We start from the raw sequence: 12,767 nt of genomic DNA, 5'->3' as shown, positions 1-12,767 counted from the left end.
TCTGGTTCGTAGGCCGACCGTATCTTGGGATGCGGTCGGCTTCGAGCGACTTAGGTTTTCTGTTCTAGGCGAGTAGCTCCAATGGTAGAGCATCGGATTCCAAATCCGACTGTTGTGGGTTCGAGTCCCTCCTCGCCTGCTCTGCCCCTCCAGACCAGTCCGGAGAACACCCATGAATAAAGATGATTCCTATTGGCTCAAATTGGCTTATGTTGCCTTTGCTGCGTTAGTCGCTCTCGCGTTCTACAAAGCCTTCGGCACACTGGGTGTCCAGCTAGGATGGTCGGATCGATTTGATTGGTATCAGCCCGCAACGACAGCTGCCAGCTTGGCGCTTGGTGTTGCCGGTGCCTATATGCTCGGATCGAAGAAAGAACGTCATGAGTACTTCCTGGCGTCCATTGGTGAGCTGAGGAAAGTGACCTGGCCCAGCATGCCTGACACCCGACGCATGACGATGATCGTTTGTGTCGTTGTCGGAATTTTCGCGATCATCCTGGCGATCTTCGACTTCATCTGGTCCAAGTTTCTTGGTCTTCTCATCGCCTAAGCACGCAAGATAGCAAGAAACCCCGGCAGGGTGTTACAATATGGCAAACGTTTGCGGCCCCGCAGCGCTTGCCTGAAGCAGTTCCTGGAAACTGTTGTTGTGCCATTGGGGCACGAGGTTCCGCTGTGGAATAATGCAGGGGAAACCATTGAAACACGAGGCAGATAGCATGGCTTACGATTTGAAATGGTATGTCATACATACTTATTCAGGCTTTGAAGAGAAGGCCAAATCCGGGCTGATTGACCGCGCCAAAAGCGAAGGTCAGGCTGAGAAATTTGGAGATATCTACATCCCTCACACAGTCAGTGAGTCGGTGAACAAGGCCGGCAAAAAGAAGGCTGTCTCCCGCACTTCGTTCCCTGGATATATTATTGTTCAGATGCACCTCGACGACGAAAGTATGCACGTGGTCAAGAGTACGCCAAAGATCACGGGCTTTGTCGGCAATGCCCGCCATCCCAAGGCTCTGCCTGATCATGAAGTGCTGCGTCTTACCAATCCCGAGCTGGTCAAGGATCAGCGCAAGGACGTCGTTCAGGAAGTCCGCTTTGCCAAAGGCGAGGCTGTTAAAGTTATGGACGGTCCATTCAGTAACTTTGACGGCGTTATCGACGAAGTGCGCCCGGATAAGGGTAAAGTCCGCGTTCTGGTGAGTATCTTCGGGCGCGAAACCCCAGTGGAACTTGAGTTCGGACAGGTCGAAAAAATTTAAGACGGTTGGCACGCACCTTTTCGACCAGGTGCGTTTTCTATTAGATGCTTGACGGGGCGTGTAAAATAGCGTAAACCCCGTCTTCCAAGTCTTGATTCAGATCGCTACTCGGTAGCGAATAAGAAGGAGCGAAGAACGTGGCAAAGAAGGTTGTCGGATTTATCAAGCTGCAGATTCCGGCAGGTAAAGCGAACCCGGCTCCTCCCATTGGCCCTGCTCTCGGCCAGAGGGGCGTCAATATTATGGCCTTTTGTAAGGAATTCAACGCTAAGACCCAAAAACAGGCTGGTTCCATTCTGCCAACTGTTATCACCGTCTTTGCCGACAAGTCCTTCACCTTCATCACCAAAAGCCCTCCGGCTTCTGACTTGCTGAAGAAAGCTGCCAAGGTCGAAAAAGCTTCCCAGACTCCTGGTAAAGCTGTGGCCGGTTCCGTGACCATGGATCAGATCCGTGAGATCGCGAAAACCAAGAAAGACGACCTGAACGCATACGATGAAGAGGCCGCCGTGAAGATTATCATGGGCTCGGCTCGCAGTATGGGTCTGGAAGTTCAATAAAGTTCGATAGCGTCTGCATTCAGCAGGCACTGACATAGTAGGAGAGCCTCACCGGCTCGATTGGACTACGGAGAATATTTATGGCTAAGCGAGGAAAGAAGTATCGCGCAGCCCTCGCCAAAGTTGATCGTGAGAAAAATTACGATCTTCTCGAGGCCTGCACACTCGTCAAGGAAACATCCTACTCCAAAATGGATGCCTCCGTGGATTTGGCTGTGAACCTGGGTGTTGACCCTCGTCACGCAGATCAAAACCTTCGGGGCGCAACTGTCCTCCCCAACGGTCTTGGCAAAAAAGTTCGCATCATCGTTTTCGCTAAAGGCGAGAAAGCTGCTGAAGCCAATGGACTTGGCGTTGATGCAGTCGGTGGTGATGACCTTGCCAAACGTATCACCGAAGGCTGGCTGGACTTTGACCAGGTGATCGCAACCCCTGACATGATGGGCGTTGTCGGTAAACTCGGTAAAGTTCTCGGTCCCCGCGGCCTGATGCCAAACCCAAAGCTGGGCACAGTGACCTTTGAAGTTGAGAAAGCTGTTTCGGAACTGCGCGCAGGTCGCGCCGAATACCGCGTGGACAAAGCCGGTATCGTGCACACCTCGATCGGTCGTTCCAACTTCACACCTGAGGCGCTGGCAGAAAACGCTCGCACCATCATCGATACTTTGCTGCGTGCAAAGCCTTCGACGGCGAAGGGCACTTACCTGAAGAAGGTATGTCTGTCTGCAACTATGGGTCCTGGTGTTCGCGTCGATACGACGCCCTTTAAGATTTAAGGGGGAAATCACTCATGGATCGTAAACAGAAACAAGCACTCCGCGAATCAGCCACCGCCCGGTTTAAAAAATCGAATGCAGTGATCGTCGCTGAATACCGTGGTCTCACGGTGGAAGAGCTGACACAACTGCGCGTGGCGCTTCGCCAGGCCAGTGCTGAATTCCGCGTGATCAAGAACCGCATCGCCAAGAAGTCCATTGGCCTGGAAGTCCAGGAAATGGAAGGTCTCTCGAAGAGTCTCGTTGGTCCCGTGGGCGTCATTTGCGCATACGGTGATTCGGCTCAGGCAACCAAAGCCGCTCTGAACTTTGAAAAGGATCATCCTAATTTCAAAGTGACTGCCGGTTACATGGAAGAAGCGGCTCTGAACAAGGCTCAGCTCCAGTCGATCGCCGACCTGCCCAGCAAGGAAGTCCTGCTGGCTCAGATCATCGGATCGCTCGTGGCGCCGCATAGAGGGCTCCTTGGCGTCTTGAACGGCGTCAATCGCAATTTGGTTCAGGTTATTAACGCAATTAAAGATAAGAAAACATCTTAATCCTAGGGCTTTCGTTTAAGTTCGAAGCTAGCTGGATGTGATTTGGGAGGAGAATTTTTATGGCCAACGTGACTAAAGAACAAGTTGTTCAATTTCTTGAGAACCTGACTCTGCTGGAAGCTGCTGAGCTGGTAAAAGAGCTGGAAGACAAATTCGGTGTGAGCGCCGCTGCTCCCGTTGCTTTCGCTGCTGCCCCTGCTGCTGCTGCCGCCCCTGCTGAAGAGAAAGACGAGTTCACCGTCATTCTGAAGGACTCGGGCGACAAGAAAATCAACGTGATCAAGGAAATCCGCGCGATCACCGGCCTTGGCTTGAAAGAAGCTAAAGACCTGGTGGAAGGTGCACCTAAGGAAGTTAAGGCTAACGTTCCTAAGGAAGAAGCTGCCAAAATCAAGGCGACCCTTGAAGCAGCTGGCGCCAAGGTTGAGCTCAAGTAATATACGAATCGGAAAGATGAGGCCTGCTAGTGAAAATTGGCGCGGCTCATCTTTCCGCTTTTTTATTGCTTTGATTCCATATATCCTAATTTCCTTGAGGATATGTGAAGTTGACGAATTTGCGAACGAAATGCCGGTAGTCGAGTTATTCGACGCGGCCTAAGTTCGTTCGAAGATTCCTCAGCCCGTTTCATCGGACACTAAATGCAAAAGGCTACCGCAACGTACGTGAAAGGTGCCTGCCTTTCACTCTTTATTCTCTGCCAAGACGGCGAGGATAGGCGGTACTTTTTGCCTTTTTGAGCCTGCAGGCTCTGTGACGGCAGTCGCAGGGCCCTTCAGCGTCTGAGGAACGAGTGACGGCGGACAGCAAACATTTCTTCGCCAAGAGACATTATTCGTAATCGCCCGGCAGCGGGGTTTCTCTCCCGAATCCGGCGTATAGCAGAGACTCTGTTTCTGTTAACGGCATCGATGGGATAGCGCGGTTGCGGTGCCACGCGAGAAGCCGGAAGTGCGGCCGGTTATTGCGTGGAAGAAAACGGGATTCCTTTCATAGGAGTGCTAAATGACCTCCCTCGCTTCCAGTTTTACACGTCCTCGCAAACGATTTGAAAAAATTACACCGGCAATCGACATACCTTACCTGATCGAGCTGCAGAAGAACAGTTATAACATGTTCTTGCAGGCGACCGAGCTTCCGCAAAATAGGAAGGCTGTAGGTCTGGAGGCCGTCTTCAATTCGGTTTTCCCGATCACTCACTTTGCTGAGACAGCGTCGGTTGAATTCGTCAGCTATTCGTTTGAAGAGCCCAAGTACACCGTGGACGAGTGCCGTCAGCGTGGTATGAGCTTCGCCGCTCCTCTTAAAGTCGTGATTCGCCTGGTGGTCTGGGACCTCGACAAGGAAACCAACGTCAAGTCCATCCGTGACGTCAAGGAGCAGGAAGTTTACTTCGGTGAAATTCCCCTCATGACCGATGATGGTACGTTTATTATCAACGGAACCGAACGCGTTGTCGTATCGCAGCTCCACCGCTCGTCTGGTGTCTTTTTTGACCACGACAAAGGACGCAATAGTGCATCCGGCAAGCTGCTTTACACCGCGCGCGTGATTCCTTATCGCGGCAGCTGGCTCGACTTCGAGTTCGATTCCAAAGACATCCTTTATCTGCGTATCGACCGTCGTCGCAAGATGCACGGCACGATCCTTTTGAAAGCTCTGGGTTATACCGACCAGCAGCTTCTGGACCGCTTCTATAAGAAAGAACTGGTTCGTATTCGTGAAGGCAAGCTCGAGAAAAAACTGAACTACGAAATCCTGCGTGGTCAGAGAGCTCTGACCGACCTCGTGGATCCAGCGACCGGCAAGGTCCTGGTGAAAAAAGGTCGGCGTATTTCCGTTGGTGCCATTCGCCAGATGGAACAGGCCGGTATCGAGTACGTGGCCATGGAGCAGGATGAACTCGTCGGTAAAATCACCGCCGAAGACATCCTCGACAAGTCGGACAAGCCGGTCGTTCCCCTGAATACCGAACTCGGTCTTGAGCATCTCGAAAAGATGATCAAAGCCGGTGTGAAGGAATTCTCGGTTCTCTTCATCGACGGTGTGAACGCGGACTCTTCCTTCCGGAATACCCTGGTTTCCGACAAGATCGAGACCAAGGAGGACGCGATCCTCGAAATTTACAAGCGTATGCGTCCTGGTGATCCTCCGACGATCGAACCAGCGACATCGCTGTTTGATAACCTCTTCTTCAACCCCGACCGCTATGACCTGAGCGCCGTGGGTCGGATGAAGCTGAATCAGAAACTCGGTCTGGATATTCCTCTGGAAACCAGAACGCTGACCAAGGAAGACATTCTGCGGACAGTTGAGTATCTGATCGGTCTGAAAAATGAAAAAGGCCAGATCGATGATATCGATAACCTGAGCAACCGCCGCGTCCGCGCTGTCGGTGAGCTTCTGGAAAACCAGTATCGTATCGGTCTGCTCCGGATTGAACGCGCGATTCGTGAACGTCTCCAGCTGGGTGACGTCGACACGCTTCTGCCCCATGATTTCGTGAACAACAAGCCGGCCTCGGCCGTTGTGAAGGAATTCTTCGGCAGTTCGCAGCTCAGCCAGTTCATGGACCAAACCAACCCCCTCTCGGAAGTTACGCATAAGCGTCGTCTTTCCGCTCTGGGGCCCGGCGGTTTGAGTCGTGAGCGCGCCGGCTTCGAAGTCCGCGACGTTCACCCCACTCACTACGGTCGTATCTGTCCGATCGAGACCCCTGAAGGTCCGAACATCGGTCTGATTTCGTCCCTGGCTTCGTACGCGAAAGTGAACGATTACGGCTTTATTGAAACGCCCTTCCGCAGTCTGACGGACGAAAGCGGCGGCAAAAATAAGGTGCGTTACTACTCCGCGGCCGAAGAACATCAGGACCATGTGATCGCCCAGGCGAGTAACATCCAGTCCGAAGAGGAATTCGTCTACGCCCGCCGCGCCGGTGAATCCGAGATCGTGCGTGCGGAAGAAGCGGACCTCATGGACGTGTCCACCAGCCAGCTCGTGTCGGTCGCAGCGAACCTGATTCCGTTCCTGCAGAATGACGATGCGAACCGCGCTTTGATGGGTTCGAACATGCAGCGGCAGGCCGTGCCCCTCCTGAAAACCCGTGCGCCGCTGGTCGGTACCGGGATGGAGCGCATCGTGGCTCGTGACTCCGGTGCCACCGTGGTTGCGAAGCGTGACGGTGTGGTCGTGGCGGTTGACGCTGAACGTATCGTGATCAAAACCGAGGACAACAGCGACAACCTCACGGAAGTCGGTGCCGAGGTTGATATTTACAAGCTTGAGAAAAACAAGCGCTCGAACGTCGATACTTGTATCAACCAAAAGCCGATCGTCGTCAAAGGCGAGAAGGTGAAGAAGGGTGATATCATCGCCGACGGTTTCGCCACCGAAATGGGTGAGCTGGCTCTGGGCCAAAACGTGGTCGTGGCCTTCATGCCCTGGAGTGGTTACAACTTTGAGGACTCCATCCTCATCTCCGAGCGCGTGGTTAAGGAAGACCTTTATACTTCGATCCACATTCAGGAATTCGAATGTATCTCCCGCGACACCAAACTGGGTCAGGAAGAGATCACCTCCGATATCCCGAACGTTGGTGAAGAAGCGCTTCGTAACCTGGACGAAGCCGGTATCATCCGCATCGGCGCTGATGTGAAGCCGAACGATCTGCTCGTCGGTAAAATCACGCCGAAAGGTGAGACCCAGCTGACGCCGGAAGAAAAACTCCTCCGTGCGATCTTCGGTGAAAAGGCCGGTGACGTACGGGATACCTCGCTGCGCGTGCCACCCGGTGTGGTCGGTACGGTGATCGGGGCGAAAGTCTATGCCCGTGAAGGCGCTGTGAAAGACACCCGCTCGCTGCAGATCGAGGAAGAGGAAATTTCCCGTTTGCGGAAGGACGAAAGCGACCGTATTTCCATCATCAAGGACTCCGCCGCCCGTAAGATCGTCAAGATCGTGGCCGGTGAGACTTTGGCTGGTGAAATCCGCGGCCGTGATGGAACCACCATCGCGACAGCCGGTACGGTTCTGACGGCCGACTTCCTCAACTCCTTGGATTACATTTACTGGGAACATCTGGCCGTGAAAGACGCCCAGAAGAACTCCCTTCTGACAAAAGTCGTGGAAAGCCTGCGCGAGAAGATCAACCTCATCCGTTTCATGACGGAAGAGCAGATCAAGAAGGTTCGCAAAGGCGACGAGCTGCCTCCCGGCGTTATCAAAATGGTCAAGGTCTATGTCGCCATCAAGCGCAAGCTGCAGGTTGGTGATAAGATGGCCGGTCGCCACGGTAACAAAGGTGTGGTGTCCCGTATTCTCCCTGAAGAGGACATGCCCTTCCTCAGTGACGGCCGTCCCGTTGATATCGTGTTGAACCCGCTTGGTGTTCCTTCGCGTATGAACGTCGGTCAGATCCTGGAAACCCACTTGGGTTGGGCAGCCAAGGGCCTGGGCGAGAAGCTCCAGACCTTTATTGAGCAAAGCATCAATCGTCCCGAAATCGAGAACTTTATCTTCGGGATTTGGGATGACGAGGAAACACGCAGCTTCGTGAAGTCCTGTACTGATGATGAACTCATGACCTTCGTGCGTAAATACCGCGAAGGTGTGCATCTCGCGAACCCCGTCTTCGACGGCGCTGGCGAAGATGACATCAAGCGTTACCTGGGACTGGCAGGCCTCGACGACGACGGCCAAAGCGACCTTTACGACGGCCGGACCGGTAACAAGTTTGATAACCGCGTGACGGTTGGCGTGATGTACGTGTTGAAACTCCACCATCTGGTTGACGAGAAGATCCACGCACGTTCCATTGGTCCTTACTCTCTGGTGACCCAGCAGCCCCTCGGCGGTAAAGCGCAGTTCGGTGGTCAGCGTCTGGGTGAGATGGAAGTGTGGGCGATGGAAGCTTACGGTGCAGCGAATACTCTGCAGGAGTTCCTGACCGTGAAGTCTGACGATGTGCTGGGCCGGACCCGTATGTACGAGTCCATCGTCAAAGGCCAGAACATGATGATGCCAGGTCTGCCCGAGAGCTTTAACGTTCTCGTGAAAGAACTCCAGTCGCTGGCATTGGATGTGAACCTGATCCGTGATGATCAGGAAATAGGCCTCGAGAGCTTCACCCAGTAATCGCCGAATTATGGCACCCCAGGTCCTTGGCCTGGGGTTTCATCCGTCCTCATGGAGGTAACTCACTTGAACGACTTGGTAAACTTTTTTGATAAGCCTACGGATCCCTTAAGCTTCAGCGCGATCAAAATCTCGCTGGCTTCCCCGGAAAAGATTCGGAGCTGGTCATTCGGTGAGGTGAAGAAACCCGAGACCATCAACTACCGTACCTTTAAACCGGAACGCGACGGCCTCTTCTGCGCGAAGATCTTTGGGCCCGTTCGTGATTTTGAGTGTATCTGCGGCAAGTATAAGCGCATGAAGCACCGCGGTATCGTCTGCGACAAGTGCGGCGTGGAAGTCATCCACTCCAAGGTTCGTCGGGAACGCCTCGGTCACATCAACTTGGCGACACCAGTGGCTCACATCTGGTTCCTCAAGTCCTTGCCTTCACGTATCGGCGCGATCCTCGACATTTCTTTGAAAGATGTTGAGCGCGTTCTTTACAGCGAATCCTATGTTGTCCTGGATCCAGGCAACGAGGAAGTGACCAAGCTGCACGTCGGCCAGGTCATCAGCGAAGACGAGTACGAACAACTGCTCCAGGAACACGGCAACGGTGCGTTCAACGTCGGTGTCGGCGCGGAAGCCATTCAGGAACTCCTGTCCGGCCTGCGCATCGAAGACCTCGGTGACGACCTGCGCAAAGCCCTGCTCGAAGCTTCTTCGGAAGCGGCGCGCAAGAAACTGCAAAAACGTCTGAAAGTCGTTGAGGCTTTCAAAAATAACGAAGCGAAACCGGAATGGATGATGCTATCCGTAATTCCGGTTCTGCCCCCCGACCTGCGCCCTCTGGTGCCTTTGGACGGCGGCCGCTTCGCAACCTCTGACTTGAACGACCTCTACCGTCGGGTGATCAACCGGAACAATCGTCTGCTCCGTCTGATCGAACTCAACGCGCCCGAGATCATTATCCGTAACGAGAAGCGCATGCTTCAGGAAGCGGTCGATGCTCTCTTCGATAACGGCCGTCGCGGTAAAGTCTTCACCGGTCCCAACAAGCGCGCGCTCCGCTCGCTGTCGGACATGCTGAAAGGCAAGCAGGGTCGTTTCCGTCAGAACCTTCTCGGTAAGCGTGTTGACTACTCCGGTCGTTCCGTGATCGTGGTCGGTCCCACCCTGAAACTCCATCAGTGTGGTCTGCCCAAGAAAATGGCGATCGAGCTCTTCAAACCGTTTATCTACAACAAACTGGAAGAACACGGCATCGTGTCGACGATCAAATCCGCCAAGAAACTGGTGGAAAAAGAGCGTCCTGAAGTTTGGGATATCCTCGAGGAAGTGACCAAGGAGCATCCGATTCTTCTGAACCGAGCTCCTACTCTTCACCGTCTTGGTATCCAGGCTTTCGAACCTGTGCTGATCGAAGGCAAGGCGATCCAGCTGCACCCCCTCGTCTGCTTCGCGTTCAACGCGGACTTCGACGGTGACCAGATGGCCGTTCACGTGCCTCTGTCGGTGGAAGCGCAGATGGAAGCCCGGGTTCTCATGATGTCGACCAACAACATCCTGTCGCCCGCATCCGGTTCGCCCGTGATCGTTCCGACCCAGGATATCGTTCTCGGCATCTACTATCTGACCAAGGAAGATATTTCGGCCAAAGGCGCCGGCAAGATGTTTGGTTCGATCGACGAAGTGCGCGTGGCCTATGACCACAATGAAGTGAGCCTCCAGGCTCCGATCATCGTGCGTTTCAACGGCAAGCGGCATGACACCACAGTGGGTCGCGTGCTCCTGTCGGAAAGTTTGCCGAGCGAACTGCCGTTTGAAACGATCAACAGGCGTATGGGCAAAAAGGAACTCGCGAAGCTGGTCGATGACGCCTTCCGTATCGCCGGACCCAAGAAAACGGTTCTGCTTGCGGACAGTCTGCGCGCCATCGGTTACCGCTACTCGACCAAGGCCGGTCTCTCGATTTCGATCGGTGACATGGTCGTTCCTGAAGGCAAGAAACGTCTGCTCGACGACGCTTACGAGGAAGTGAAGAAGATCAAGGAGCAGTACTCCGAAGGTCTTTTGACCGAAGGTGAGCGTTACAACAAGGTTATCGATATCTGGGCAAAAGTGACGGAAAATATCGCCGAAGAGATGTTCAAGAACATCGCGAAAGCGAAGAAAACCGACCACAAAGGCGTTGAAAAGGAAGTCGATAGCTCGAACTCGATCTTTATGATGGCCGACTCCGGTGCCCGTGGTTCCGCTCAGCAGATTCGTCAGCTGGCCGGTATGCGCGGTCTGATGGCCAAGCCTTCGGGCGAGATCATCGAGACGCCGATTACCGCGAACTTCCGCGAAGGTCTCTCGGTTCTTGAATACTTTACCTCGACTCACGGTGCCCGTAAGGGTCTCGCGGATACCGCGCTCAAGACCGCGAGTTCGGGTTACCTGACCCGTCGTCTCGTGGACGTGGCGCAGGATGCCACCATCGCGGAAACCGATTGCGGAACCGCCAATGGCATCACCATGACTCCACTGCGTGAAGGCTCGGACATCAAGCAATCGCTTGGTGACCGGACTCTGGGTCGGGTTTTGATTACGGAAATCAAGGATCCCAACTCCGATGAAATCATCGCCAAGGCCGGTTCCTTGATCGATGAAGCCGTCGCCAAAAGAATGGACAAGGCCGGTATCGAGATGGCGCGTATCCGCTCGGTGCTGACCTGTAACACCCGCATGGGAATCTGTGCGAAGTGTTACGGCCGCGACCTTGCCACCGGACACATCATCAACGTGGGTGAAGCGATCGGTGTGATCGCTGCTCAGTCGATCGGTGAACCCGGTACCCAGCTGACGATGCGTACCTTCCACTTTGGTGGTACCGTTTCGCACAGAATCGAGAAGAACACCCGCGACACTGGTTTCTCCGGTCTCGTGAAGTTCATCCGGATCAACGCGGTGACCAACCGCGATGGCAAGCGCATGGTTCTCTCGCGTAACGGTGAGATCCAGATCCTTGACAAGGATTCGGGAGCGATTCGTGATACCTATCCGATTTCCTATGGTTCCGTCCTGCTTTGCCAGGAAGGCCAGGAAATCGATGCCGGTGCTTCGCTGGTTGAATGGGATCCGTTTGCGAACCCCATCATGGCGGAAGTCGGCGGTCGCGTGAAATACAGCGACTTGAAAGAAGGCCAATCGGTTGAAGAGCGTACCGACGAAGTGACTTTCCTCGCGCGTAAGGTGATCATCGAAACCCGCGGCACGGACCTCAAGCCGGCTGTGGAAATCATTGATCCGAACTCGGGCAAGGCGGTTTCGGTCGACGGCAAACGCGATGCGCGCTACTCGCTCCCTGTCGGTGCCACGATCTTCGTGGACGACGGCAGTGACGTGCTCCCTGGTGACATCATCGCCAAGATTCCTCGTGAACAGGCGAAAACCAAGGATATCACCGGTGGTCTGCCTCGCGTTGCGGAACTCTTTGAAGCCAGAAAGCCCAAGGATTACGCAATCATGTCCGATCGCGATGGAACGGTGACTTTCGGGGCTGACTCGAAGGGCAAGCGCAAGATCGTGGTCGTGAGTGACGATGGTCAAAGCTCCGACTTCACTGTGCCAAAAGGACGTCATATTATCGTGACAGAAGGTGACTATATCCGGAAGGGTCAGACCCTTGTGGATGGTTCGCCGTCGCCTCACGATATCCTGCGCATCCTGGGTACACTGCAGCTGGCCAAGTACCTCGTCGATGAGATCCAGGACGTTTACCGTCTGCAGGGTGTGAAAATTAACGACAAGCACATCGAAGTCATCGTGCGTCAGATGTGCCGTCGTGTGAAAGTTCTGAGCCCGGGCGATACCCGCTTCCTCCCTGCTGAGCAGGTGGAAAAAGGAGAGCTCGATGATGCCAACGCCAAGGTGCGTGAGCAGGGCGGTCAGGAAGCCATCTTTGAACCCGTTCTTCTGGGTATCACGAAAGCTTCCTTGTCGACCGACTCCTTCATCTCGGCGGCGTCCTTCCAGGAAACCACGAAGGTCCTTACCGAAGCTGCGATCAACAGCAAGGTCGACCACCTCCGCGGCCTGAAGGAAAACGTCATCATGGGACGTCTGGTGCCAGCCGGTACCGGTTCCTGGCAGTACCGTCGTCTCGAGTCGCGCGTGCGCGGTGTCGATGAGGCGCTGCCTGTGCTGAAGAATGTGATGGAAGCCAACTCGTAACTGCAAAACCACGTCACTCCCCAGGCCGCAAGGCCATCAGGGCCCCCTTCGGGGGTGACGATGTTTGTTTGGGGCCCCCTCTGGGGGTAACGACGTCTGTTCACACCATCGGGGATGCTACCAGCATCCCCTTTTGTTTTTCCTTAAAACCAGCAATAACTCTTGCTTTCCAGCCTCCAGATTGGTACTGATACTAGCCTCGCGTGTGGTCAGAATCCGCGAATGCATCAGTGCATTCACAGGACGCCGTGAGATCCGGTGCTGACGGATGAGCAGATTTCGCGAGGTCAGAGC

At 54.3% G+C, this 12,767-nt stretch carries 8 protein-coding genes and 1 tRNA gene; all 9 read left to right on the top strand.

Going from position 1 to position 12,767, the window contains the following annotated elements:
• The first annotated feature begins 66 nt into the window (after window positions 1–66).
• The 9 genes from OLTU_RS29445 (at window position 67) to rpoC (ending at window position 12,473) form a co-directional block, all read left to right on the top strand.
• Window positions 67–139: transfer RNA gene (locus OLTU_RS29445), tRNA-Trp, on the top strand.
• A gap of 33 nt (window positions 140–172) precedes the next feature.
• Window positions 173–550: a preprotein translocase subunit SecE gene (gene secE, locus OLTU_RS29440; protein WP_141736299.1), complete on the top strand. Its 378-nt coding sequence runs from the start codon at window positions 173–175 to the stop codon at window positions 548–550.
• Window positions 551–719: 169 nt separating this feature from the next.
• Window positions 720–1,265, top strand: a complete 546-nt coding sequence (gene nusG, locus OLTU_RS29435) for a transcription termination/antitermination protein NusG (RefSeq protein ID WP_141736899.1) — start codon at window positions 720–722, stop codon at window positions 1,263–1,265.
• A 137-nt stretch (window positions 1,266–1,402) separates the two neighbouring features.
• Window positions 1,403–1,825: a 50S ribosomal protein L11 gene (rplK, locus tag OLTU_RS29430; RefSeq protein ID WP_141736298.1), complete on the top strand. Its 423-nt coding sequence runs from the start codon at window positions 1,403–1,405 to the stop codon at window positions 1,823–1,825.
• An 80-nt stretch (window positions 1,826–1,905) separates the two neighbouring features.
• Window positions 1,906–2,601 (top strand): 50S ribosomal protein L1, encoded by a 696-nt coding sequence (gene rplA / locus OLTU_RS29425; protein ID WP_141736297.1) that lies wholly within the window; start codon window positions 1,906–1,908, stop codon window positions 2,599–2,601.
• Between the two features lie 14 nt (window positions 2,602–2,615).
• Window positions 2,616–3,140 carry a 50S ribosomal protein L10 gene (gene rplJ / locus OLTU_RS29420; protein WP_141736296.1) on the top strand — a complete coding sequence of 175 codons (525 nt, stop codon included), beginning with the start codon at window positions 2,616–2,618 and terminating at the stop codon, window positions 3,138–3,140.
• Window positions 3,141–3,199: 59 nt separating this feature from the next.
• Window positions 3,200–3,577 (top strand): 50S ribosomal protein L7/L12, encoded by a 378-nt coding sequence (rplL, locus tag OLTU_RS29415; protein ID WP_141736295.1) that lies wholly within the window; start codon window positions 3,200–3,202, stop codon window positions 3,575–3,577.
• Between the two features lie 568 nt (window positions 3,578–4,145).
• Entirely contained in the window at window positions 4,146–8,273 is a 4,128-nt protein-coding gene (rpoB, locus tag OLTU_RS29410) for a DNA-directed RNA polymerase subunit beta (protein WP_141736294.1), read from the top strand.
• A gap of 66 nt (window positions 8,274–8,339) precedes the next feature.
• Window positions 8,340–12,473: a DNA-directed RNA polymerase subunit beta' gene (gene rpoC / locus OLTU_RS29405; protein WP_141736293.1), complete on the top strand. Its 4,134-nt coding sequence runs from the start codon at window positions 8,340–8,342 to the stop codon at window positions 12,471–12,473.
• Window positions 12,474–12,767: the final 294 nt, after the last annotated feature.

It is taken from the genome of Oligoflexus tunisiensis, assembly GCF_001748245.1.
Taxonomy (GTDB): Bacteria; Bdellovibrionota_B; Oligoflexia; order Oligoflexales; family Oligoflexaceae; genus Oligoflexus; species Oligoflexus tunisiensis.
This window is presented reverse-complemented; position numbering and strand designations above follow the sequence as displayed.